This is a genomic window from Micromonospora sp. NPDC049004, assembly GCF_040649315.1.
Lineage (GTDB): Bacteria > Actinomycetota > Actinomycetes > Mycobacteriales > Micromonosporaceae > Micromonospora.
This window is the reverse complement of sequence record NZ_JBEZFG010000013.1, coordinates 48399-70649: the sequence shown is the minus strand read 5'-3', so window position 1 is coordinate 70649 and position 22251 is coordinate 48399. Positions and strand designations below refer to the sequence as shown.

General features: G+C 70.5%; 30 protein-coding genes. 19 read left to right on the top strand and 11 right to left on the bottom strand.

Annotated features, from left to right (window positions below; translation table 11 throughout):
• The first annotated feature begins 42 nt into the window (after window positions 1-42).
• Entirely contained in the window at window positions 43-1029 is a 987-nt protein-coding gene (locus AB0B97_RS29900) for a phosphotransferase (protein ID WP_357498380.1), read from the top strand.
• A gap of 249 nt (window positions 1030-1278) precedes the next feature.
• Window positions 1279-1545 carry a 30S ribosomal protein S20 gene (gene rpsT / locus AB0B97_RS29895; RefSeq protein ID WP_007464006.1) on the top strand — a complete coding sequence of 89 codons (267 nt, stop codon included), beginning with the start codon at window positions 1279-1281 and terminating at the stop codon, window positions 1543-1545.
• A gap of 130 nt (window positions 1546-1675) precedes the next feature.
• On the opposite strand, the gene AB0B97_RS29890 is transcribed toward rpsT, so the two are convergent.
• From AB0B97_RS29890 to AB0B97_RS29880, 3 genes are all read right to left on the bottom strand, one after another.
• Complete coding sequence (locus tag AB0B97_RS29890) at window positions 1676-2056, bottom strand: hypothetical protein (protein WP_357498467.1); 381 nt, start codon at window positions 2054-2056, stop codon at window positions 1676-1678.
• Between the two features lie 29 nt (window positions 2057-2085).
• Entirely contained in the window at window positions 2086-3066 is a 981-nt protein-coding gene (holA, locus tag AB0B97_RS29885) for a DNA polymerase III subunit delta (protein WP_234586908.1), read from the bottom strand.
• A gap of 226 nt (window positions 3067-3292) precedes the next feature.
• Window positions 3293-3577 (bottom strand): hypothetical protein, encoded by a 285-nt coding sequence (locus tag AB0B97_RS29880; protein WP_357498378.1) that lies wholly within the window; start codon window positions 3575-3577, stop codon window positions 3293-3295.
• A 55-nt stretch (window positions 3578-3632) separates the two neighbouring features.
• Here AB0B97_RS29880 and AB0B97_RS29875 point away from each other — a divergent pair, with 55 nt between their 5' ends.
• The 5 genes from AB0B97_RS29875 to AB0B97_RS29855 all read left to right on the top strand — a co-directional run bounded on the left by AB0B97_RS29875 (window position 3633) and on the right by AB0B97_RS29855 (window position 7195).
• A complete protein-coding gene (locus tag AB0B97_RS29875; RefSeq protein ID WP_357498376.1) occupies window positions 3633-4193 on the top strand; it encodes a helix-turn-helix domain-containing protein in 561 nt (186 codons plus the stop codon).
• Window positions 4190-4372 carry a hypothetical protein gene (locus tag AB0B97_RS29870; RefSeq protein ID WP_357498374.1) on the top strand — a complete coding sequence of 61 codons (183 nt, stop codon included), beginning with the start codon at window positions 4190-4192 and terminating at the stop codon, window positions 4370-4372. The genes AB0B97_RS29875 and AB0B97_RS29870 overlap by 4 nt, the downstream gene beginning before the upstream one ends.
• Window positions 4369-5103 (top strand): DUF2637 domain-containing protein, encoded by a 735-nt coding sequence (locus AB0B97_RS29865; RefSeq protein WP_357498372.1) that lies wholly within the window; start codon window positions 4369-4371, stop codon window positions 5101-5103. Before AB0B97_RS29870 ends, AB0B97_RS29865 begins: the two co-directional genes overlap by 4 nt.
• A 152-nt stretch (window positions 5104-5255) precedes the next feature.
• Window positions 5256-6854, top strand: a complete 1599-nt coding sequence (locus AB0B97_RS29860; RefSeq protein WP_357498370.1) for a type IV secretory system conjugative DNA transfer family protein — start codon at window positions 5256-5258, stop codon at window positions 6852-6854.
• Window positions 6851-7195, top strand: a complete 345-nt coding sequence (locus AB0B97_RS29855; protein ID WP_357498368.1) for a hypothetical protein — start codon at window positions 6851-6853, stop codon at window positions 7193-7195. The genes AB0B97_RS29860 and AB0B97_RS29855 overlap by 4 nt, the downstream gene beginning before the upstream one ends.
• A gap of 58 nt (window positions 7196-7253) precedes the next feature.
• On the opposite strand, the gene AB0B97_RS29850 is transcribed toward AB0B97_RS29855, so the two are convergent.
• Complete coding sequence (locus AB0B97_RS29850; protein ID WP_357498464.1) at window positions 7254-7436, bottom strand: hypothetical protein; 183 nt, start codon at window positions 7434-7436, stop codon at window positions 7254-7256.
• A gap of 239 nt (window positions 7437-7675) precedes the next feature.
• Between AB0B97_RS29850 and AB0B97_RS29845 the strand changes: the two genes are divergently transcribed.
• Window positions 7676-7834 carry a hypothetical protein gene (locus AB0B97_RS29845; protein WP_357498366.1) on the top strand — a complete coding sequence of 53 codons (159 nt, stop codon included), beginning with the start codon at window positions 7676-7678 and terminating at the stop codon, window positions 7832-7834.
• A 59-nt stretch (window positions 7835-7893) separates the two neighbouring features.
• Here the strand turns inward: AB0B97_RS29845 and AB0B97_RS29840 are convergent, their stop codons facing one another.
• A complete protein-coding gene (locus AB0B97_RS29840; protein ID WP_357498364.1) occupies window positions 7894-8361 on the bottom strand; it encodes a hypothetical protein in 468 nt (155 codons plus the stop codon).
• A gap of 432 nt (window positions 8362-8793) precedes the next feature.
• Between AB0B97_RS29840 and AB0B97_RS29835 the strand changes: the two genes are divergently transcribed.
• From AB0B97_RS29835 to AB0B97_RS29795, 9 genes are all read left to right on the top strand, one after another.
• Entirely contained in the window at window positions 8794-8925 is a 132-nt protein-coding gene (locus AB0B97_RS29835; RefSeq protein ID WP_357498362.1) for a hypothetical protein, read from the top strand.
• Entirely contained in the window at window positions 8922-9182 is a 261-nt protein-coding gene (locus AB0B97_RS29830; RefSeq protein ID WP_357498360.1) for a hypothetical protein, read from the top strand. Before AB0B97_RS29835 ends, AB0B97_RS29830 begins: the two co-directional genes overlap by 4 nt.
• A gap of 86 nt (window positions 9183-9268) precedes the next feature.
• Complete coding sequence (locus AB0B97_RS29825) at window positions 9269-9469, top strand: hypothetical protein (protein ID WP_357498358.1); 201 nt, start codon at window positions 9269-9271, stop codon at window positions 9467-9469.
• Window positions 9466-9693 (top strand): hypothetical protein, encoded by a 228-nt coding sequence (locus AB0B97_RS29820; RefSeq protein ID WP_357498356.1) that lies wholly within the window; start codon window positions 9466-9468, stop codon window positions 9691-9693. The genes AB0B97_RS29825 and AB0B97_RS29820 overlap by 4 nt, the downstream gene beginning before the upstream one ends.
• Window positions 9693-10109, top strand: coding sequence for a hypothetical protein (locus AB0B97_RS29815; RefSeq protein WP_357498354.1), 417 nt, complete (start codon window positions 9693-9695; stop codon window positions 10107-10109). Before AB0B97_RS29820 ends, AB0B97_RS29815 begins: the two co-directional genes overlap by 1 nt.
• Before the next feature lie 419 nt (window positions 10110-10528).
• Window positions 10529-10729, top strand: a complete 201-nt coding sequence (locus tag AB0B97_RS29810) for a hypothetical protein (RefSeq protein ID WP_357498352.1) — start codon at window positions 10529-10531, stop codon at window positions 10727-10729.
• A complete protein-coding gene (locus AB0B97_RS29805) occupies window positions 10726-11160 on the top strand; it encodes a hypothetical protein (protein ID WP_357498350.1) in 435 nt (144 codons plus the stop codon). Before AB0B97_RS29810 ends, AB0B97_RS29805 begins: the two co-directional genes overlap by 4 nt.
• A 92-nt stretch (window positions 11161-11252) precedes the next feature.
• On the top strand, window positions 11253-12299 hold the full coding sequence (locus AB0B97_RS29800) for a hypothetical protein (protein WP_357498348.1): 1047 nt from the start codon (window positions 11253-11255) through the stop codon (window positions 12297-12299).
• 252 nt (window positions 12300-12551) lie between these two features.
• Window positions 12552-12914: a hypothetical protein gene (locus AB0B97_RS29795; protein WP_357498346.1), complete on the top strand. Its 363-nt coding sequence runs from the start codon at window positions 12552-12554 to the stop codon at window positions 12912-12914.
• Between the two features lie 244 nt (window positions 12915-13158).
• On the opposite strand, the gene AB0B97_RS29790 is transcribed toward AB0B97_RS29795, so the two are convergent.
• Window positions 13159-13692 (bottom strand): hypothetical protein, encoded by a 534-nt coding sequence (locus tag AB0B97_RS29790; protein ID WP_357498344.1) that lies wholly within the window; start codon window positions 13690-13692, stop codon window positions 13159-13161.
• 137 nt (window positions 13693-13829) lie between these two features.
• On the opposite strand from AB0B97_RS29790, the gene AB0B97_RS29785 reads away from it, so the two are divergent.
• Entirely contained in the window at window positions 13830-14243 is a 414-nt protein-coding gene (locus AB0B97_RS29785) for a hypothetical protein (protein ID WP_357498342.1), read from the top strand.
• Here AB0B97_RS29785 and AB0B97_RS29780 read toward each other — a convergent pair.
• Genes AB0B97_RS29780 through AB0B97_RS29770 form a run of 3 tightly spaced genes read right to left on the bottom strand, consistent with a single transcriptional unit; the run spans window position 14234 to window position 18784 of the window.
• Window positions 14234-15742 (bottom strand): recombinase family protein, encoded by a 1509-nt coding sequence (locus AB0B97_RS29780; RefSeq protein WP_357498340.1) that lies wholly within the window; start codon window positions 15740-15742, stop codon window positions 14234-14236. The genes AB0B97_RS29785 and AB0B97_RS29780 overlap by 10 nt on opposite strands.
• Window positions 15624-17981, bottom strand: a complete 2358-nt coding sequence (locus AB0B97_RS29775) for a ComEC/Rec2 family competence protein (protein WP_357498338.1) — start codon at window positions 17979-17981, stop codon at window positions 15624-15626. Before AB0B97_RS29775 ends, AB0B97_RS29780 begins: the two co-directional genes overlap by 119 nt.
• On the bottom strand, window positions 17978-18784 hold the full coding sequence (locus AB0B97_RS29770; protein ID WP_357498336.1) for a helix-hairpin-helix domain-containing protein: 807 nt from the start codon (window positions 18782-18784) through the stop codon (window positions 17978-17980). Before AB0B97_RS29770 ends, AB0B97_RS29775 begins: the two co-directional genes overlap by 4 nt.
• Before the next feature lie 234 nt (window positions 18785-19018).
• Between AB0B97_RS29770 and AB0B97_RS29765 the strand changes: the two genes are divergently transcribed.
• Window positions 19019-20497 carry an arabinofuranosidase catalytic domain-containing protein gene (locus tag AB0B97_RS29765; RefSeq protein WP_357498334.1) on the top strand — a complete coding sequence of 493 codons (1479 nt, stop codon included), beginning with the start codon at window positions 19019-19021 and terminating at the stop codon, window positions 20495-20497.
• Window positions 20498-20595: 98 nt separating this feature from the next.
• Here AB0B97_RS29765 and AB0B97_RS29760 read toward each other — a convergent pair whose 3' ends face one another.
• Both AB0B97_RS29760 and AB0B97_RS29755 read right to left on the bottom strand, forming a co-directional pair.
• Window positions 20596-21369, bottom strand: a complete 774-nt coding sequence (locus tag AB0B97_RS29760; RefSeq protein WP_357498332.1) for an SDR family oxidoreductase — start codon at window positions 21367-21369, stop codon at window positions 20596-20598.
• A 4-nt stretch (window positions 21370-21373) separates the two neighbouring features.
• The gene (locus tag AB0B97_RS29755; protein ID WP_357498330.1) at window positions 21374-22228 is read right to left on the bottom strand and encodes a DegV family protein; all 855 of its coding nucleotides are present in this window, start codon (window positions 22226-22228) and stop codon (window positions 21374-21376) included.
• Window positions 22229-22251: the final 23 nt, after the last annotated feature.

Sequence of the window (22251 nt, the reverse complement as noted above, 5' to 3'; positions counted from 1 at the left end):
GTCGCCGCGCGCCGCGCACGTACCCCGGGGCAGCATGGTGGGGTGTCCTCCCCGCCGCTGCCCCCGGTGCCGTACCACGCGGGTGCGCTGCGCCCCTCGTGGCAAGACCTCCCGGCCGCGCTGCGGGCCGCGATCGCCGGGCGCCTCGGCGTGCCGGTGGTCACCGCCCGGACCGCCGCCGCCGGCTTCACCCGGGGGTTCGCCGCCGTGCTCCACACCGCCGACGGTGGTCGGGCCTTCGTCAAGGCGGCACCCGCCGTCGAGCAACCGCGCCTCGTGCAGGCGTACGCGCGGGAGGCCGCGATCCTCGACCGGCTGCCGGCCGGCCTGCCGGCGCCCCGCCTGCGGTGGACGCTGGACGAGGCCGGCTGGTTCGCGCTGTGCACCGACGCGGTCGACGGCCACACCCCGCGCCTGCCCTGGACGCTTACCGAGCTGGACGCCACGCTCGCCGCGTACGCCCAGGTCGCCGCCGCCCTGGCCACCCCGCCGGCCGGGCTGACCGCGCTCGGCCTGCCCCAGCTCGCCGAGCTGGCCCGCGCGGACATCCTCTGGTGGGAGGAGGTCGCCGCCGGCCGGGAGCCGCTCCCGGCGCTGCCCTGCGCCGCCCGGGGTCGACTGCCCGAGCTGGTGGCGCTGGAGTCCCGCCTCCCCCGGTACGCGGACGGCGCGACCGGCATGATCCACGGCGACCTGCGGGTGGACAACGTGCTCATCGGCGGTGACGGACGGGCGTGGTTCTGCGACTGGACCTGGACCTGTTCCGGGCCGGCCTGGTTCGACCTCGTGGGCCTGCTGCTCACCGCGTACGCCAGCGGCCTGGACACCGACCGCCTCTTCGCCGAACACCCGGCGTCGGCGGGCGCTCCCCCGGACGCGCTGGACGCCACCCTGGCCGCGCTGGCCGGCTACTACCTCACCGGAGCGGACGCGACAGCGGCCACGGCCTCCCCGCACCGGTCGGCGCACCAGCGGTGGAGCGGCGAACAGGCCCTCGACTGGCTCGCCCGCCGACAGGGCTGGCGGTGACGCGGGGCCGGCCCGGCGCACGCGGAGCCGGTCTGGCGGTGACGCCCCCGCCGGCTGCCGGTGACGCGGAGCCGGCCCGGCGGGGGCGTAGTCTGGTGGTCGTCGGGCCGGGATGGGCCGCGCGATGACCGAGCCGTTTTGGCTCGTCCCGGGCGACCTGGTAACCTGGCTCTTCGCGCAGCGATGACGCATGTTCGTCATCCCGCGCAATAAGCTGACCAACCCGAGCTATCAAGACGAGGCTGTCGCGTGGCGAACATCAAGTCCCAGATCAAGCGCAACCGGCAGAACGAGAAGGCCCGGCTGCGCAACAAGTCGGTCAAGTCGTCGCTGAAGACCGCCGTCCGGAAGTTCAACGAGGCTGCCGAGGCCGGTGACGTCGAGAAGGCCACCGCCCTCATGCTGGACGCCTCTCGCAAGCTGGACAAGGCCGTCAGCAAGGGCGTGATCCACTCCAACCAGGCCGCGAACCGCAAGTCCGCGATCGCGAAGCGCGTGGTGGCGCTCTCCGCCTGACGACTTCACCGTCAGACTGATTCGGAAAGCCCCGGACCCTCGGTCCGGGGCTTCCGTGTGTCCACGGACAGGTCGACGGCCTGACGTGGGGCCGGCGGCCCGATCGGCGTGCCCGTGCCTCGGCCGGCGGTCAGTCCAACGGGTCGGTACGGCGCGTGGGCCGCACCGGGTCGGCCGTGACCACCACCGAGGTCACCGCGTTCGCGACCCGGGCCCGGCCGACGACCGGCTCCATCTGCCGACGGAAACGGTCCCGCTCCTGCTCGGGCACGAGCGCGGCGGAACGGACCACCACGGCGGCCACCATGTCGTTGAGCTTGACCATCGCCGCCACCACCACGGGCAGCACCACCACCGCCCACCAGGTCACCAGCTCCGCCAGGGCGAGCAGCACCGCCAGGGCGATGGCGCCTTCGAAGAAGAGGAAGCAGAGCACCCCGCCGGGGTTGACGAACCGCAGGCCGAGGAGCCGGGCGTAGAGCGGCCGGTACCTCTCCTCGTCGGCGGGCATGGTGGCCCACGCCGTACGGTTCGGCCGCGTCACCGGCCGCTGCCCTGCCGGGCGGCCGCCACCGAGAAGACCGCGCGCTCCAGGGCGTACGCCCGGTCGTCCGAGCCGCCCTTGACTGCGGCGTTGCACTCGGCGGCGACCTGCATGGCCTGGACAAGCCCCTCCGGCGTCCAGCCGCGCCCCTGCCGCTGCGCCCGCTCGATCTTCCAGGCCGGCATGCCGAGACTGCTGGCGAGCTGGTACGGGTTGCCCCGCCCGGCCGACGCCACCCGGGCCACCGTACGCACCCCGTCGGCCAGGGCGTCGGCGATGGGCACCGGGTCGACACCGACGTGCAGGGCCCAGCGCAGCGCCTCCAGGGCGGCCGGCACATCGCCGACCATAGTGGCATCCGCCACCGTGAAGCCGGTCACCTCGACCCGCCCCCGGTAGTAGCGGGCCACCGTCTCGGCGCTGATCCGCCCGTCGGTGTCGGCGATGAGCTGGGAGCAGGCGGCGGCCAGTTCGCGCAGGTCGTTGCCGACCGCCGCGATCAACGCCTCGGCGGCGTCGTCGGTGCACCTGCCGCCGGACCGGCGGATCTCGTCTCGGACGAAGGCGACCCGCTCGCGGTGCCCCTTGAGCTTGGCCGCCGGGATCACCGTCGCGCCTGCCGACCGCAGCCCGTCGGCGAACGCCTTGCCCTTGGCGCCACCCAGGTGCAGCACCAGCAACTGGACGTCCGGGTCGGGGTTCTTCGCGTACGCCAGGAGCGCGGCGACCAGGTCCTTGCGGGCGTCCTGACCGGAGCGCAGGATGAGCAGCCGCCGCCCCCCGAACAGCGACGGGCTGAGCATCTCGGCGATCTCACCGACGGTGAGCGCACCTGCCTGGTACTCGCGAACGTCCACCTCGGTCTCGACGCTGCGGACCCGCTCGACAGCTTCGGTCACGGCGCGCGTGGCGAGCAGCTCCTCGTCGCCGAGGACGAGCAGAATGGGGGCGAGGCTGGCGGGGGTCACGTCGCCCATATTCGCACGGCCCACGGCGGGTACGGGCCTGCTCATTCGCCGCCCGGTCGGTGCAGCCCGCACTAAGCGCAAATCCAGACATTTACCTCGGTTCGCCATTTAATCCGCAAGACGGTCGCCATTTCATCAGCCGCGCTGCAATTTCCACGGCAGAACCGGCCCACTCCCGCGACGGCAGAGCCGGCCCACCTCGCGACGGCAGAGCCCGCCTGCCCGCCGTCGAGTCTCACGGCGGCCGCCCGGGTCGCACCCCTCGACGGGCCACCGCCAGCCCGTCGCCGGTCCGGATCGCCGCCAGGTCACCATCGGTGTCGGTCCGCAGGACCCGGGCGCCGCCTCTGCTGAGCCGGGCCAGAAGCGACGGGCTCGGGTGCCCGTAGGTGTTGCCCGCGCCGACCGGCACCAACGCGACGGCCGGCCGGACGGCGGCCAGAAAGCTGTCGTCCTGGTACGCCGACGCATGAGCGCGGCGAGTACCGACATAAAGCGAGCCCGGCAGGTGCTGGAACACCTGTGATCCGGGCTCTTGACGGACACAGGAGGTCCGCCCGCCCATGAGTGTAGCTGTGAAGCAAGCCCTGCTTGCGACCCGTGATCTGGGGAAGAACGAGCGTGCCGTAGCTATCGCTATCGCTGCTCACGCCAACCACGAGGGGAACGCTTGGCCCTCGGTTGCCACCCTCGCCGAGTACGCCGGTTGTTCTGAGCGGACCGTGCAACGGGCTCTCGCCAAGCTGGTCCAGTTGGGCCGACTGGTCGTCGCCAAGGTCGCCGGCATCGCCACCCGCGTCTACCGCCTGGCCCTCGGTCAGGGGGTGTCATCCGCTCCCCTGGGGGTGTCATCTGCCGACCAGGGGGTGACAGGTCAGGCCAGCACGGGTGACACCTTGGCTGACACCCGAAGTGGTGAAGACCAAGAGAAGTTGAAGACGCGCGCAAGCGCGCGGGACTGGCGTCGCTTCATCCCCAAGAACAAGAACACCAACCCCGGCACCAGCGGCTACCCGGAGCGTCGAGGGGCGGCCCTGCCGCCCACCAGCGGCACCGACCAGTGCCCGCGTCACCGGGGATCGCTGGCTCACAACTGCGGCCCGTGCCGTTCCGAGGCTCTGGCCGGCGGCCGATGAACGAGACCGCTGCCTACGCGCTCGCCCTGGTCCTCATCGGCGGACCCCCGGCGATGCTCGCGCCGTTCGTGATCGCTCGCCGGTTGGTCGACCAGCACGGCCACCAGGTCGCCGACCACATCGCGCACTTCCCCCACCTCGACACCACCACCCCCGCGACCAAGGAGGCCGCAGCGTGAACATCACCTCTGTTACCTCTCGGCTGACCACCGGCCTGGTCGCGCTTGTCGCCGGCTACGCCTCGTTCTCCCACATCTTCAAGGTTGCTCGGCAGGCTGGTGAGCACGTCTCGGTTGCCGCCGTCCTCCCGCTGTCGATCGACGGTCTGATCCTGGTTGGCACGCTGGCGATGCTCGACGACAAGCGCAGCGGGCGGAAGCCTCGCCTGTCCGCTCGGCTGGCCGTGGCGTTCGGCATCGTCGCCACCCTTGCCGCCAACGTCGCATCGGCTCACCCGACCTGGACTGCCCGTGCCGTTGCCGCCGTTCCCCCGGTCGCCTTCCTCATCGCCGTCGAGGTGCTGAGCCGTCGAGGCAAGCTGATCCACCCTGAGCCGGTTGCCCCGGTCGAGCCGGTCACCGCTGAGCCGGTTGCCGCCGAGCCTGAGCCGACCCCCGAGCCGGTTGCCGTCGAGCCGGTCGAGCCGGTCAAGGCTCAGCGGGTCAAGCGGACCAGTGAGCCGAGCCGCAAGCCTGTCCCCCGGTCGCTCACGTCGGCTGACCGGATCATGTCGGCTCACCTCGCCGAGCCCGAGGCGACTCACGCCCGGATCGCTGAGCTTGCCGGGGTGTCCCTGGCGACCGTGAAGCGTTACCGCCCCACCCGTTCGACGGGCTCGGCTTCCCCGGCGCAGCCTGCCGAGGTTGTCGTCAGCGAGCGCGCACCTGAGCTGGCGGGGATGGCGGCATGACCGAGTTGGAGCGGGCTCTCCGCAAGCTACAGCGCAAGCACTCGGTCTCTCGGGTGGCGTATCGGTACCTGTCTGGTCGGCCGCTCAGCGGCAAGCCTGGCTACCCGTACCGCCACCGGGGACCGGGTCGGCTGGCCGGCTGGCAGCGTCAGGTGATCCGGCTCAGCGTGCCGGCTACGGCTGCGCTGGCCGTGGCTCAGCCTGAGCAGGTCGGTTCACTGGTTGGCTCGGCTGCCCTGGTCGTGAGCTACCGGCTCAGGCGTCGGTTCACCATGCGTCGGTTCAACCGGGAGTACGTCACGCCGACCCTGGCTGCCCTTGCCCCGGCCATGGGTCTACAGACCGGCGTGAGCCTGCACGTTGATCCGTCGTTGGGCAACCTCACTCCCCGGCTGGCCAAGCCGCTGAGCCCGGCCGAGGTTGCCATGCGGACCTGGTACGGCGAGAAGGTAGAGCCGGTGATCCGCTGGCTTCCCGAGCGTGCACAGCGGGCAGCCTGGTCGGTACAGCGCACGGCTGAGCCGGTCACGTCCAAGCTGGCTGTGTTCCGCCGTCCGGTCGACGGCGACCAGGGTCCGCGGATCGAGCTGACCGCAGACACCCCGTACCTGACCAAGGAACAACGGCAGCTTGTCTCTTCCATCATCGGCAGCAAGATCCCCGTTGCCGACCTGGTCGAGTCGTGGCACCAGGTTGGCCCTCGGGTGCGGGCTACCTGGACTGTGCGCAAGCGTCCCCCTGCTCGGGTTGGTGTCGACCACGTGGCCGAGCACCTGCCGACCGATGACGCGGTGTTCTTCCTCGGGATGGGTGCCGGCAACCAGCCGGTGACGATCAGCCTTGACGACGACTCCCCGCACATCGCAGTCAGCGCGGGTACGGGTGCGGGCAAGTCGGTGCTTGCTCAACTGGTTGCCGTTCAGGTGCTCCGGCGTGGTGGTCGGGTGGTGATCCTGGATCGCAAGGGTTCCCACCGTTGGGCACTCGGGCTCGACCGGGTCGACTACTGCACTCGACCGACACAGATGCATGACGCGCTGGTCAAGCTGGCTGCGCTCGCCGACGAGCGGAACACCCTCGCCTTCCACGCGCCGGAAGACTGGGACTGCGGTCCCCGCGTTCTGGTGATCTGCGAGGAGTTGAACGCCACCCTGACGCAGCTTGCCAACTGGTGGGCCGACAACCGGGAGAAGGGAGACCCGAAGCGGTCCCCCGCTGTCGGCGCTCTGGGCGAACTGCTGTTCATGGGTCGCTCGGCCAAGGTCAACGTGATCGGCGTGGCGCAGATGCTCACCGCCCGAGCGATCGGCGGACCCGAGAGCCGGGAGAACTTCGGGGTTCGCTGCCTCGCCCGGTACACCGCCAACGCGTGGAAGATGCTCGCCCCGCAGGCTGCCATGCCCCGCGCGTCTCGGGTCCGTGGCCGGTGGCAGGTAGTCATCGGCGACCAGGTGACCGAGACGCAGGTTGCCTACCTGACCGCCTCAGAGGCTCGCTCGCTGGCGATGTCCCCGGACGTGTCCCCTTCCCTGGTCAGCGCGTCTATCAAGCCCTGCGGGGACAACAGGCTGACGCTCAAGGAGGCATGTGCTACGGGCCTACTCCCCTGGTCCTACGAGGCCACCAAGAAGAGAGCACAGCGGCGAGTCGGTGACGTGCCGCAGCCGCGCAACAAGCGCAACGGGGTCGATGTGTACGACCGCGACGACCTTGCCCGATGGGCAGAGACCGGAGAGAGGATCAGCCAGTGATCGAGACCATCACCTACGCCGACCACGTTGCCCACCTCGACCCGATGACCGGCGAGGGTCTGTTGATCCTCCCCCGCGTTGCCGACGACATCGACCCGCTTGCCGGTCCGGTCACCTTGCAGGCTGCCGGCTGGGATCACGCCATGAGGGATCTCGACCAGCGAGGCTGGGAACCGACCGAGGATGACGACGGCGGAACCATGGACGTCGGCACCACGGTCGACGGGCGACAGGTCATCGGGCTGTACGGACGAGACCCGGTGATCTCTGAGCCGAGCGTCGACCAGGCTGCCGAGGCGTGGCGGGAGTTGCTTGCCGTCGCCCAGGTGGTCACCGAGTAGCCCGCGAACCAGCCGAGCCCGGCTCTCTCACGTCGAGGGGGTCGGGCTCTCGCTGTGCTCAGTCCTGGTCGGGTCGGTGCTCAGCGATCCAGCGGGCAACGTCTCGCCGTCGCCACACCTTGCCCATGGCGAGCACGGCAACCGGGTCAGGGAAGCCCTTGCTGTTCGCGATGATGCTGACCCGCCGGCGGGAGATGCCGCCGAGCATGTCTCGGATCTCCGCAACGCCGACGAGGTCCACGCCCTTGACGGTAGGCAACGACGCATGGTAACCGAGCGGCAACGTGTGAGGTTGATGCTGCATGTTGTTGACGCACGCCAACTATCGGCGACAACATGGTGACCATGCCGTCACGCCACGCTCCCTCTGGCCACTGCCTGCCGATCTCCGTAGGACACGCACCCATCCGCCCGATCTGGCACTGCCGCCGAGGCTGCGGTGTCTGGCCGTGCCCGACGGCCCGACTGACCCTGCGCGCCGTGTTCGACGATGACCCGGTCGGGCTGTCGATCGAGATGGCCGGCTACCTGTTCGACGCGACCGGCGACCTGGTGAAGCTCAACCCCCACGACATGCCCGGCCCCCACGTCCTCTTCACCAGGTTCATCGGCTGGACCAGGCGCACGCCGTTCACGTAGCCAGACGCGAAGACGCCCCGGCACCCAACACGGGTGACCGGGGCTTCCGTGTTCGCGGCTCAGCGGTACCGCTGGCGTGCCGTAGCAAGCTGCGTCTTGATGGTCTGCTTCGGCACCCCGAGGCGGTCCGACAGGACGTTGATCGGGGCAGGGTGGCCGGCTGCATCCAGCATGTCGAACAGCGCGAGCAGCCCCCGGTAGTAGGCGTCTGGCCCCTTGCGCGGACTGTCCGGCATCTCGGCGATGGCGTTCGTCAGTGCCCGCGCAGAGATCCCTGAGAGGTGCGCTGCCTTGGGCTGGCCGACCACCTCGGTCTGCATGTCGGCGATCATCCGCTCAACCCGCCGGGCGACCCCGGTGGTGTAGCCACGCACCCTCACCTTCGGGTCAGCGTCAGCGGCCAGCGTGACGGACACCGACGAGGGTCCGGTAGAGACCGGCCCATCCTCGCCAACCTCCCACGTCGCGGTGACGGTCCAGCCGGCTTCCGTCTGCGTCTTCGTCTTCGTGATCGTCTTCGCAGCCATGTGGGCAGTCTGGCACGTCCAACCCTGAGTTGCCAGGCATGGGGCGAAGCGTGACCCAGGTCATGCAACTCTGGCTTGTCAAGCTGGGGTTGGATGCGTAGAGTTGTTGTCGTGGGGCTGATGGCTGCGAGGTCGCCCCACCAACTCCATAACGTGCGGCCCGACCCAACTGAGAGGCGGGCCAACAAGCGCGGTCCCAGTGACCGGCAGCAAGCCATGCGATGACCCGACAACGGAGAGCAGGCCGAGCCGGACGCATGGACCGCGCACCAGCAAGGCGCACCGGTCACCGAAGTCGGGCGCGAACAACGGCGACGAGGAGAGGCATGCCGACCCCGACCGGCGGGGTCACAACGAGAGAGGCGGGTAGCTACCCGTGCACCGAGAACCACTACCGGCGGCCATGCCCAACTGCCCTGAGAGGGCGGCGGCGTGACGGATGAGCTGATGCAGGTAGCGCGCCGACTGGCCGACGCTGCCCCACCCATCGACCCGGCCACCCGCGCACGGCTGCGTGCGCTCCTGACCATCACCACCAAGCGGCACCAGGGGGACGCGGCGTGAGCGCCAACTACTACGAACGTCTTCGCCGCATCGACGAGAAGTCCGACGCCATCGTCGCCGACATCGAGGCACGGAAGGCCCGGAAGGCTGACCGGGAAGCCGAGCAGGCAGAGCGGGCGGCCAAGGCGGAAGCCGACGAAGCAGAGCTGGAACGGGTGATGAACCTGTCCGGCGGCCTGGACCCGTTGGACGCCAACGGTGACGGCTACTTCGACCCGATCGAGGCTGCTCGGGCTGCGCGTCGCCGCAGCTACTGACCACTGACAACACCTACCACCGAGTGAAGGGAGGCCCATGACGACCCGGACCCGCCGGGTCAAGACATGGAGGAGGTGTCCCCATCGTGGACAGTGGTGGCTACATGGTCGCCGAGTGGACGCGAGCCGACGGGTACTGCGACACGGGGATCAGGACAGGCACCTACGCCGAGGCTGAGGCTGCGGCTTCCCGCATGCACCAGACCTACGGGGCCAAGTCCCGGTACCTGCCGATGTCTCTGCGGCGAGCGATCGAGCTGGGCGCGGTCTGGGGTGGCGGGAGGTGAGCATCCCGAGGACGTTCAGCCTGCCCGCTCTCGCCGACGCCTACCGACGGGCACAGGTCTCATGGGCCTACTACCTGGAACTGCGCGCCAAGGGTGACGACGAGTCCAGGGACGAGGCGCGCTGCCTGCTCTACGGGTGGGGTGAGGTCTGGAACCTGCTCGATGAGATCGGCCTCAACGTGACCGGCGACTACTGGTTGCGCGACGAAGACGGCGACGACTGATGGCGATCAACTTCGGGGGCGACTCGTGGGGTGGGTGCAACCAGGCCGCCATGCGCCGCAGGGCCAAGGATCCCCGGCACCCGCTGGTCTACAGGATCGAGTACGCGGCGATCGGGTGGGCGAACAACATCGGACACAGTCGGCTCGGCGGGCTGACCCTGATGCAGATCCTCGCCGACGGGCGAGGCAAGGAACCCCACCGCAACACCTTGAACAAGGCCATCGCCGAGGCGAAGGACCGGGGCCTGATCGAGCCCGCGTCCAACGCTCGCTGCCTGGTCGTCTCACAGAGAGTCTTCCAGCGTGGCGGTCGAGGCTCGTACACCTGCGATGAGCACGGCGTCAGTCGAGGGCTCAGGGTGACGCCTCTGATGCGTCAAGGTGACGCCTCTGGTGCGTCACCATCTGGCACCTGACCTGGGAGAACACAAGTGTTCTCTCTACTCTTCTTCACCCTCAACCGTCAACGACTGGCACCTGATCAGTACGACTGGCGCACGGTCGCGACCCATGCCCAGAGGCCCGCATGCGAGCCGGCTGCCCTGGGCGACTGAGCGGCTGCCGTCCCTCGGGATGTTGCGGCGGCGAGAAGCAAGAGCAGACCCGGGTAGCCGATGAGCCCGCGAGAGCGGGCATCACCTGGAAGACCCGATCAGCGGCAAGACGAAGACGCCCCCGGCCGGGGGCGGTCAACGAGTGAAGGGAGATCCATGAGGACCCGGGACCTGCCGGGTCAACGAGCGGATGGGAGTCCGCCATCAACACCAACACGAAGAACCGTTACCCGCTCGGCAAGGACGAGTGGTACCACCGGGAGCAGGTTGCCATCGGCCGGGTGGATGTCCAGGAAGCACAGCACGGGCTTGCCCTGGCGTCCGTGCACGCCTTCCCGTACACCTGGTCTCCGCGGATCGACCAGGCCGTCACCGAGCTGTCCCGGGCACACCGGGCTCTCCGCGCTGCCATCCAGTCCAGCAACACCGCCGCGAGACGGCGGAAGGCCGAACAGCAGGCGGCTTCCGAGGTCCAGTGGTGATCGACAGTCGGAGGCTTCCCCCCGCTGATCTGCTCACCCTCGTCGGTCAGTTGATCACGAACGCCTACAGCCACCTTGGCGAGGTGATCCAGCTTCCGACCGGGCACCCGCTCATGCGCGCACCGAAGAACGTGCCCGCCATCCTGTGGAAGTCGAACCGCGAGGTTCCCCTCATCTCGGCTTCCCGGAACTGGGCACGCCTCTCGGTGGTCGTGGTGACGTACGCCCATGAGGGCCACCTCGTCCTCAGCCCCCGCGACCTCCAGTACACCGAGGCCGAGTCATCTCGGATCCATCCGGGCTACCTGGACCCCGCCTACGAGGGTCTGAACTTCCGGGTTCGCCAGTCCTCGAACCTGCCCATGACTCGGGAGTGCGGTCTCTACCGCGCCAAGCACTGGTGGCAGGCGTCCCTGCTCATCGGCAACTGATCCAGCCCAACCAGCAGTACCCGGCGGCCGGGACAACGGCGTCCCGGTCCGCCATGCCTTGCAACCACAACACACAGGAGTGTGAACCAACCGTGTCTACGAACACCAAGAACGCCAAGACCACCGCTACCAAGACCGCCCGTCAGACCGCTGCCGACGCTGTCACTGAGGCTCGGGAGATCCTGGCCCGTCGCCAGCGGGATCACTCCGCTGCGGAGCTGGCTCAGGAGGATCTGACCGACCGCCTCAACTCCGGCGACGAGACGGTCACCACCGCTGACATGACCGAGGCGGCCACCGCTGTTGAGCGTGCCGACATCCTCGTGAAGGCTGCGGAGCGGGCTCTCGCGAAGGCGATCAAGAACGCCGAGGTGACCGACAAGGTGTCGGTGGCTGGCGTCATCGCCGACGCCATCCGGCCGGTACTGACCGGCGTCCCGGTGAAGGTGGTCGACTCCACCCCGGACCGCAGCCAGCATGACGGTCAGCCGGTTGTGTACGTGCACCAGCGGAACGCGACGAAGCAGGCGCGGACCGGCGGGGGTGCTCTCTCCGCTGAGGTCATCATCGAGATGCACACCGCTGCCCCTCTCGCCTTGACGGAGGATGCGCTCCGCAAGGCTGTCGAGGAGTGCCCGCAGGTCTCGACGGGGGTGGTCAACGGTTCCGAACAGCTCACCGCGATGAAGGGCGGCGGGTACATCTCGACCGTCGGTGCGTCCATCCAGCGGGGCTGGGAGTTCACCCCGTACATCCCGACCGAGCCGACCGCCTACCACGCGAAGCTCGCTTCGGCTGACGCGGCGACCGCTCTCCGGGCCACCCTGACGGACTGGCGGGCCGGTGGTGCCCTGAGCAACTGGGGCGAGCTGATCAAGTCCGAGGTGGTCGACGGTGAGCGGCGCAGCCTGGTGCGGCTGAGCCTCAGCATGACGAACGCCTCCACGGCCAAGCCGTACGACTCGGCTTCCATCGCGCTGACCGCCGGCCTGGTCGAGCTGGAAGGCCGGTACGCCGACGGTCTCGGCCGCTGCGTCGGGTTGAAGGTCGAGGGCGAGCGGGCCAACTCCGGGGCGGATGTGCGCAACGTTGCCGTCACGGTGACCGCGCTGGCCGAGTTCGTGGCGGCTGTCGCCTGACCGAGTAGCAGGTGATGGGGAGTCCTCTGAGAGCCACGAGGAGGGCTCCCCCACCCCTGCCCACACAGGGACATGCAGGAGGCGCCGCGGCCCTGTTGATCAAGGCTGTGACCTGCGGCTTGTCACACTTCTGAGCCTACGGATGGGGTGCTGAGGCAGCGATCGGAGCAGCCGAACGGAGAGGGACCGAGAGGGATCGGGCCTGGACGACGACAACAGGTCGCGTCCATCGGCAGCGAGGAGCTGATCCCAGTGCACACCCCCACCGCTCAGGAGTTGGTCAACCACATGGCCCGGTACTGCACCGACGGGCACGTGACCAACGACCTGGACGCTGTCCACCAGGCGGCGAACGACGACAAGACGCGGGCCATCGTCAAGGCGTACGCCACCGCGCGCAAGCGGGCGCGAGGGTTCAAGGCGAGGAGCTACCGCGACAACAGCCACAAGGCGATCAGCCCGGAGGTGATGGCTGCCGTCATGGCGGCCGGTGACCACCTGGACGACGAGCCCGCCGAGTGGTGCTGCGTCGAGTGCGGTGACCCGGTGAACAGTCAGCGGGCACGGTACTGCGGAGCAACATGCCGCAAGCGTGCGGCTCGGGCTGCGGCCTGACAGTCAACGAGGCGGGGTACTGCTGGGAAGACCTGGCGGTGCCCCGCCTGTTGGCGTTCCAAGATCATCGAGGTTCCAACAGTGGCACTCTGCTACACGTCGCAGTAGGCACATGCCCTGGTGGGACGGCGTATCGGGCCGATCCGATCGACTTCGGAACCGTGGCGCGATCTTGGCTGCTATGACGAAGCGGTGCGGGAGTTCAGGCCGAAGGGGTCACACCCCCAGGGGCGGCAGTGGATGCTCAGTGCCGCTGTCGCGACACAGTCCCGCCAGTCCCGTTACCGTCGCCACGCTTGGAGCGCGCCTCGTGCAGCTCCATGTAGAGAGACATGAACCGCATCCTGAGTTCGGGCGACGTGTCGAGGTAACGCGACAGCCGCTCGATCTCGCCCTCGCTGAGTTTCTGCACATCTCCTTGCAGGCGGGCAAGGGCGTTGAGCGAGGCTTCAAGCTCCCGATCCGACTCACTCAGTCTGCGGCGGATGCTGCGCTCTTGAGGGTTGAGAGATCGACCCATGCTCGCTGTTGCCTTCGTCAGCTCTGCTTGCAGTTCTTGGTTCTCCCTCCGCGCTCTGCCGAGCGCCTCTTCCGCCCGCGTTATCTCCGCTTCCATCCTGGTCATCAGCGTCTCGGCCATCTGCACTGACTTGTCAGCGATGTTGACCTTCTTCTCACCCCGACCGAGCAGGTGACCAACCAGCATCGGGAGCAGGGCACCCACACCCAGCGCGGCAAGGAGGGCGATAACTGCGGTGATCTTCTCGGCGGTGGTCACTCTGCCTGCCCCGGATCGATGGCGGTTGCGGTTCCAGCAGGCTACCAACGCCGGGCCATCAGGCAGTGTCACGGCTGACGCCACCGGAACAGCCAGCCTCGCGTTACGTTGACGTACCGACCAGCGGGAGGGCAGGCATGACCGAGCACATCGAGCAGTACCCGGTGATCTCTCAGCGAGCCAACGGGGATCGGCTGATCGGCATCGCTGGTCCGCTGGCTCAAGACCTGTACGACCGGGACACCCCGCCTGTGCACGGACTCGCCATGAAGCCCGCGCCGTTACCTCGGGTCGCTGACGTTCGGATCGGTGACCGGCTGCGTGTCGAGCGGGTGGGCGATCAGTGGACGGTCAGCGATGGTGACGGACAGCTTGGCATCCTGCGTTGGCGACGGGCTGACGACGGCAAGCGGCATGCGGTGACGGGCAAGGTTGTCCGGCTACCGCAGGCAGGCATGCTGCACGTACAACGGCTGGTCATCGACCAGGCGGGAACGGTCAAGGACATCGGCGGGTACGTCGAGCCCGACCAGGACGGCGGTCAGAACTGACGCCACCGGAACTCGATGCTGGTCGGGTCGATCTCTTCAGCGTTGCGCGGCCTGCCTGTCTTGGCTCGTTGCAACACCACCTCGACCAGCGCGGCGAGCACTGCCCGTCTCCACTGGATGTCATCCGAGGTGAGCCAGCGTCGCCCCGCCCCCGGACCGTGCAAGCCAGCCAGTACGTGACTGCCGCCCGCCACCGTCAACTGACCCTCCACCTCGGCGAGCCGGTCGAGCGCACGCCGGTTGGCGCGGGCGAACTGGTCCCGACTCATCTCCCCGTCAGCGAGAGCATCGGCCAGCACATCGAGCCGGGCACGCAACTCCCCTGCCTCACGCCGTAGTGCGCTCAACTCCCTGCCGCTTGCCTTGTCGACGGCGACCAGGTCGGCAACGTCGCTGCGGTCGAGCCTGGCGGCGATCACCTCACCCACGAACTCATCAACGGGGTCGGCTCGCCGGCTGCCGTTGCACCGCTTGCACTTGTAGATCCGGTGGCCCTGCTCTCCGCTGCGGCGAGGGTTGGTGTAGTTGACCCCCATCACCGGCTCACCGTTCCGCTTGGCGTCAGCCTCAGTGCCGGTCTCAGCTTCACACCGACCACAGCGGAACAGGTTGCTTCCGAGGTGCCGCACCGTCGAGAAGTTGCCGACGTTGGTTGTCCGGGCAGGGTCGCGCAGAACGGCTACCGATGCGCGCCAGACATCTTCCGGGATCAACGCTTCCCACGTCCCCGGTACCAGCTTGCGAGCCTCGACCGGCGGACGGGATCGGGCGGACTGCTTCGACCCGAGAGGCGGCATCTCGGCGTACGCACGCAGACCGGCGTACAGCGGGTTGAGCAGCATCACCCGCACGTTGTTGTGCCGCCACTCGTTGCCGACGGTGGTGCGGGCACCTGCCCCGTTGAGCATGCGCGTGACCGACAGGAGTGAGGCACCCGAGGTGATGAGCGCGAACGCATCTCGCACCAACTCAGCCTCGGTCTCATGGGGAACCAGGGTGCCGTTCTCCCTGGCGTAGCCGAACGGGCGCGGGCCGGTCATCCACGGCTTGCCCTTCTCCGCTGCCTGCCGGTTGGCTCGCCGCTGCCGGTCGGACTTGTTCTCAACCTCTGCCCACGCCATCTCGCCGAGCATGCCGGCAACCATGCGCCCGTTCGGGGTGGTCATGTCGATGCCGCTCCCGCGTACGGGGTGCAGGGACACGCTGTGCTGCCGACAAGCCTCGACCACCCGTAGCCGGTCTGCTGGCGTGCGGTACAGCCGGTCAGCGTTCCACGGCACGATCACGTCAACGGCTCGCCGTTCGACGGCTTGCATCAGAGCCTCGAACCCTGGTCGACGGCGACCCGAGGTGGCCGACGTGTCGTTGTCGGTGAACGTCTCAACCAGCGTCCAGCCCTTGGCGTCGATCAAGGCTCGGCAGTCCTCGGCTTGGCGCTCGACACCCTCTGCCTCGCCGGTCCGATCCTTCGAGATCCGCAGGTAGAGTGCCGCTCTCATGTCTCTGCTCCACTGTTCGACCGAGGGGGAAGAAGTACGGTATCATCGGACAGCACGCCGAGCCGTGGTGGGCGACCTTCAGCACGTCCGCCCTCAGCTGCTCCGCCGCCGTCCGGGCCAGCACGGCGTGCTGCTCCTCGGTCTCGGCGTCGCCGGGCAGCAGGATCCGCACCCCGGCGACCGTGGCCCGCAACATCAACGAATTGTTGTTCGGATCGGACCTGGTGCCGGCCAGCGGGTACGGCGGACCGAGCACGAGCAGGTCGACACCGCCGACCCGATGCAGCGCCCCGGCGGTGGTGCCGAGCAGCGTGGCCCGCCCGCCCATCGCCGCCGCGCGGACCGCGTCCCGGCCACTCGCCGGGTCCGTCGATGGCGGGGCCAGCACGGCGGACACCCGCCGGCCCCGGAAGACGCCGGCCACGCCGCCCACGTGGTCGACGTGGAAGTGGCTGACCACGAGCAGCGGCACCTCGGAGATGCCGAGCCGGCGCAGGCACGCGTCCACCGCGCTCGGGTCCGGGCCGGCGTCGACCACCACCGCCCGACCAGGAGCGACGGGCAGCACCAGGGCGTCACCCTGACCCACCGCGCAGGCCACCACCACCCAACCGCGCGGCGGCCAGCCGGTGGCGATCAGCCGGACTCCGAGGACGCCGAGCAGCGCCGCGGCGGCGACGACCGCCACCAGCCGGCGCACCAGCGGTCGACGTGCGGCGACCAGCAGCGCCACGGTCAGCCCGGCCAGCAGCAGTGCGCCCCACGCGCCACCCGGCCAGGGCAGGGTGCCGGCCGGGAGGCGGGCGCCCTGGCGGGCGATGATGACCAGCCACCAGGCGGGCCAGCTTGCCAGCCACGCGACGAACCCGGCCCCCGCCGGCCAGAGCGGTGACAGCACGGCGGCCGTCACGCCCAGCACCGTCGCGGGGGCGATGGCCGGCACCGCCAGCAGGTTGGCCGGTACGGCCACCAGGCTGACCGTGCCGGAGATGCCGGCGACGACCGGGCCGCAGGCCACCTGGGCGGCCGCCGGCACCGCCAACGCTTCGGCCAGTCCGGCCGGGACGCCCCGGCGGCGCAGCCCGTCGCGCCAGCGCGGCGCGAGCAGCAGCAGACCGCCGGTGGCCAGCACGGACAGCGCGAACCCGGCGTCGCCGGCCAACTCGGGGTCGACCAGCACCAGCACCGTCACGGCGGCGGCCAGCGCGGGCAGCGCGGCCCGAGGTCGGCCGGCGGCCAGTGCGACGAGGCCGATCGCCCCCATCGTGGCGGCCCGGACGACGCTCGGCGACGGCCGGACCAGGATGACGAACCCCACCAGCGCCACCCCGCAGAGCAGACCGGCGAGCCACGGGCCGGCGCGCGCCCAGCGGGCCAACAACAGCACCGCACCCAACACGATCGCGACGTTGCTGCCCGAAACGGCATTGAGGTGCGTCATTCCGGTCGCCCGAAAGTCCTCCTCGACGGCGGGCGACAGGCGGCTCGTGTCGCCCACCACCAGCCCGGGAAGCAGGCCACCTGGATCGTCGGGAAGGGGAGCGCAGGCCCGTTGCAGGCCGGCGCGCAGCGTGCCGGCGGCGCGCTGTGCCCAGGACGGCGCACCATGACGCTCGGGGGGTCCGGTGGCGCCGAGCACCGCCGCGGTGAGATCGCCGCCGCGCGGAACGCCGAGGCGACCCTCGGCCCTCACGCGCTGACCAGGCAGCAGACCTCGCCAGCCCGGGTCGGTGGCCAGGACCAGCAGCCGCGCCGACGTCCGAATCCGCTGGCCGTTTGGACCGGTCAGCCGGATCAGCTCACTCGACGTCAGCAGCATGCCGGGACGGCCGGCGGATCGGATCGGGCGCGGATCGTCGCGGACAACCAGCTCGGCGCTGACCGGAGCGCGCTGCTCGGCCAGGACACGGATCGGCGGCGCGTCCCGGACGGCCAGGCGGCCAGCGGTCGCCGCCGCGCCACAGAGCACCCCGAGGCCGACCGCGACGGCGACCCAGCCGTGCCGACGAGCGGCAGCGCGGGGGTGGCCGAGTCGGCCGAGCAGGTGCAGGGCGCTCAGCGCCGACAGCACGGCCGCCGTCCCGCCCACCAGCAGGAGCGGACGGACGCCGACGTGCAGGCCGGTGAGCGCGGTGAGCCAGGCTGCCACGGCCAGCCCGGCGAGCCGGAGATCCGGCGGTGGCGTCCGGGGTCGGACGGGGTCCGGGTGGCTCGACGGCGTGGGATGCGTGCCGCTCACACCGTCACCAGATCCTTGAGCTGTTCGTAGCGCGCGTCACCGATGCCGTCCACCTGACGCAGATCGCCGACGCCCTTGAACCCGCCGTGCTGATCCCGGTAGGCGAGGATCCGCTGGGCGAGCACCGGCCCCACCCCGGGCAGGGCGTCGAGCTGGGCCAGCGTCGCGGTGTTGAGGTTCAGCGGACCGCCGGCGGCCGGTCCCCCACCGGCAGCAGGATCGGGCCCACCCCCCGGCACCGGTGGCGGCGTCACCCCGACCACGATCAACTCGCCGTCGGTGACCTTGCGGGCGGGGTTGAGCAGCGCCACGTCGACCCCGGGCAGCGGGCCACCGGCCGCCTGCACGGCGTCGGCGAGCCGGGCACCGGCTGGCAGACGCACCAGCCCGGGCCTGCGCACCTTGCCCGCGACGGCCACCACCAGCTCGCCGGCCGGCGACGCGCTCCCCTGCTCCGCCGGGACGGCCGGGGCCGCCGCGCCGGTCGACTGGGTTACCGGTTCCGCGTGCGGCCGGGACCGCCACGCCCAACCAGCGGCGGCCAGCACCACCACGAGGGCGACGACCGCCAACGCGCGGACGCCCCGCCGCCCCGGATCGAACGCACCCGGGCCGGGCAGCCGTGCGGCGGCGCCGCCGTCGGGCTCGGCGGGAACGTGCGCAGCCGGGTCGGTCACCGGCGCACCGACCCGGGGTGGCGGCACGCCGAGCGGGAGCGCCTCCGCGAGCGACGCCGCGCCACCCGTGGTGGCCGTCAACCGGCGCAGACGCTGACGTACCGCTGTCTCCTCGTCGTCTGACACGCCGCGACGCTAGGACGCCGGACGCCACGAGAGAGTCATTGCGGGCCCGACCTGTGGACAGCCGACGCCTCTGTGGACAACGCCCTGATCATGCTCGCGTCTGCTAGGACCGGGCCTCCCCTGGCCGCCGGAGGTAGCGACAGACGCATGGATGAAGGTTAATGTTAGCGTTATCATGCGTGGCGCCGTCCCCCACCACCACCGCCACCGCCACCGCCACCGCAAGGGGAATCCATGGACATGAAGAGAAGGCTGAGCCGTTCGCTGGCCGCCGCCGGGACCCTGCTGGTCCTCGTCGCCGGGGCCGGCGCCTACGTGGTCTCCGGGACGCCCGGCGTCGCCCGGGCAGCCGGCACCGGCCCGTGCGACATCTACGCCTCCGGCGGCACGCCGTGCGTGGCCGCGCACAGCACCACCCGAGCCCTGTACGGGGCGTACAACGGCCCGCTCTACCAGGTCCGCCGCTCGTCGGACAACACCACCCGCGACGTCGGCGTGCTCACTGCCGGGGGCGTCGCCAACGCCGCCACCCAGGACACGTTCTGCGCCAACACGAACTGCGTCATCACGGTCATCTACGACCAGTCCGGCCGCAACAACCGCCTCACCCAGGCGCCTCCGGGCGGCTTCACCGGCCCCGCCGGCGGCGGGTACGACAACCTCGCCGACGCGAAGGCGGCACCGGTCACCATCGGCGGCCAGAAGGCGTACGGCGTCTACATCGCGCCCGGCACCGGCTACCGCAACAACAACACGAACGGCGTCGCGACCGGCGACCAGCCCGAGGGCATCTACGCCGTCGTCGACGGCACGCACTACAACCAGTGGTGCTGCTTCGACTACGGCAACGCGCAGACCAACGTCCAGGCCGACGAGCGCGCCATCATGGAGACCGTCTACTTCGGCGCCAACAAGCAGTGGGGCTACGGAGCAGGGGCGGGCCCCTGGATCATGGCTGACCTGGAGTGGGGCCTGTTCTCGGGGGTGAACGCGGGTTACAACAACATCGCGTCGATCAACCACCGCTTCGTGACCGCCATGGTCAAGGGCGAGCCGAACCACTGGGCGATCAGGGGTGGGAACGCGCAGTCGGGCGGCCTGACCACGTACTTCGACGGCCGACGCCCCAACGGCTACAACCCGATGAAGAAGGAGGGGGCGATCCTGCTCGGCATCGGTGGCGACAACAGCATCACCGGCCGGGGCACCTTCTTCGAGGGTGTGTTGACGTCCGGCTACCCGTCGGCCGCGACCGACGACGCCGTGCAGGCCAACATCGCCGCTGCCGCCTACACCCCCGCCAGCGGCGGCAACCCGCAGCAGAACGTCCAGGTCGTGGGCGCCCAGTCCGGCCGCTGTGTCGACGTGCCGAACGGCACGACCACCAACGGCACCCAGGTGCAACTGTGGGACTGCATCAGCAACAGCACCGCCCAACGCTGGACCTACACCGCGGGAAAGCAGATCCAGGTGTACGGCAACAAGTGCCTCGACGCCAACGGTCAGGGCACCACCAACGGCACCCAGGTCATCATCTGGGACTGCCACGGCGGCACCAACCAGCAGTGGAACGTCAACGCGAACGGCTCCATCACCGGCGTCCAGTCCGGGCTCTGCCTCGACGCCAACGGCGCCGCCACCGCCAACGGCACGAAGCTCATCCTCTGGGCCTGCAACGGGCAGCAGAACCAGCAGTGGGCCCTGCGTAGCTGATCAGTCCGCCGATCGCGCCGTCTCCGGGTCGTCACCACGGCCCGGAGGCGGCACGGCCCGGAGGCGGCACGGCCCGGAGGCGGCACGCCCGCGCCGGGTCAGCGGGCCTCCGGGTCGAGGCCGAGCACGGCTCGTCCGCCGTCGACCGGCAGCGTCACCCCGTTGACGAAGCTCGCCGCCGGCGACAGCAGGTACGCGACCGCCTCCGCCACCTCGTCCGCGCGCCCGATCCGGCCCACCGGATGCAGCCGGGTCAGCTCGGCGTCGATCCACTCGGCCTGGGACGGCTCCTGCGCGGCGAGGAACTCGGCGTGCCGCTCGGTGGCGATCGAGCCGAGCGCGACGGCGTTGGCGCGGATGCCGTGCCGCCCGTACTCGACTGCCAGCGCCCGGGTCAGCCCCTCCACGGCGGCCTTCGCCGTGGCGTACGGCAGGGCGCCCGACACCGGCCGGCGGGCCTGGTGCGACGAGACGTTCACGATGGCCCCGCCCGTGCCGGCGGCCAAAAACCGGCGGACCGCCACCGCCGCGCCCACCACGGCCGGGCGCAGGTTCAGCCCGATCAGGTCCAGGACGGTGTCGGCCGACGCCGAGTGCAGTGCCGCGTCCCGGAAGACCGCTGCGTTGTTCACCCAGCCGGTGAGACGGCCGGCGCGCTCAGCCACCTCGGCGGCGCGCTCGGCCACCCGCTCGTCGCCGGCGTCGCCGACCACCGGCAGCAGGCGGTCGCCGGCCGGGTGCCCGGCCAGCCAGTCCACCGCCTCGGCGTCGCGCTCCACGACGACGACCGTGACGCCGGTGGTCACCAGCCGTTGCACCACCGCCCTGCCGATGCCACGGCCGCCACCTGTCACCACGCACGCGGTGGCCACCGGGTCAGCCGTCCGATCGGCGGTGCACGACCACGCACGCCAGCCCCGGCCCGGCGTGCGCGGCGACCACCGCGCCGGCCTCGGAGACGTACGTGTCGTGCAGCCGTGCGCCGAGCCGCTCGGTGAGCGCGGCGAGCAGCGCCTCGGCACGTTCCGGCGCAGCCAGGTGGTGGACGCCGAGGTCCACGTCGTCGTCGCCGGCCGCCTCGACGGCCAGGTCGACGAGACGGGCCACTCCCCGGCTGGCGGTACGCACCTTCTCGCGGAGCACGATCGCCCCGTCCGGCATGTGCATGATCGGCTTGACCGACAGGGCGGTGCCGAACAGCGCCTCGGCCGCGTTGATCCGGCCACCCCGGCGGAGGAACTCCAACGTGTCGACGTAGAACCAGACGGTGGTCCGGGCGACGGCGGCGAGCGCCGCGTCGCGTACACCGGCGAGGTCTGCCCCGGCCTCGGCGGCCCTGGCGGCCGCGACGGCCGGGAAGCCGAGCCCCATGCCGGCGGAGCGGCTGTCGACGACCTCGACCCGACCGTCGAAGTCGGCGGCGGCCAGCCGGGCCGCCTCGACGGTGCCGGACAGGCCGGCGGACAGGTGTACCGAGACGACGCCGTCGGCGCCCTCGTCGAGGAGGCGGCGGTACGTCCGGGCGAACTGCTCGGGCGCCGGGCGGGAGGTGCTGGCCGAGACCCGCCGCTCGCGCAGCGCCCTGGTGGCGTCGGCGGGCTGGGTCTCCACCCCCTCCAGACCCTCCGCGCCGTTGAGCACGACGGTCAGCGGAACGACGGTCAGCCGGTGCCGACGCACCAGCTCGGGCGGGAGGTAGGCGGTGGAGTCGGTGACGACCGCGACGGGCATGCCCGGCACGCTAGCCGATCACG

Excerpts from the sequence above, each read along its gene's own strand:
- AB0B97_RS29780 (WP_357498340.1), bottom strand. The coding sequence starts at position 15,742 with ATGAGAGCGGCACTCTACCTGCGGATCTCGAAGGATCGGACCGGCGAG.
- AB0B97_RS29890 (WP_357498467.1), bottom strand. The coding sequence starts at position 2,056 with ATGCCCGCCGACGAGGAGAGGTACCGGCCGCTCTACGCCCGGCTCCTC.
- AB0B97_RS29840 (WP_357498364.1), bottom strand. The coding sequence starts at position 8,361 with ATGGCTGCGAAGACGATCACGAAGACGAAGACGCAGACGGAAGCCGGC.
- AB0B97_RS29755 (WP_357498330.1), bottom strand. The coding sequence starts at position 22,228 with ATGCCCGTCGCGGTCGTCACCGACTCCACCGCCTACCTCCCGCCCGAG.
- AB0B97_RS29870 (WP_357498374.1), top strand. The coding sequence starts at position 4,190 with ATGAACGAGACCGCTGCCTACGCGCTCGCCCTGGTCCTCATCGGCGGA.
- AB0B97_RS29785 (WP_357498342.1), top strand. The coding sequence starts at position 13,830 with ATGACCGAGCACATCGAGCAGTACCCGGTGATCTCTCAGCGAGCCAAC.
- AB0B97_RS29765 (WP_357498334.1), top strand. The coding sequence starts at position 19,019 with ATGGACATGAAGAGAAGGCTGAGCCGTTCGCTGGCCGCCGCCGGGACC.
- AB0B97_RS29815 (WP_357498354.1), top strand. The coding sequence starts at position 9,693 with ATGGCGATCAACTTCGGGGGCGACTCGTGGGGTGGGTGCAACCAGGCC.
- holA (WP_234586908.1), bottom strand. The coding sequence starts at position 3,066 with ATGGGCGACGTGACCCCCGCCAGCCTCGCCCCCATTCTGCTCGTCCTC.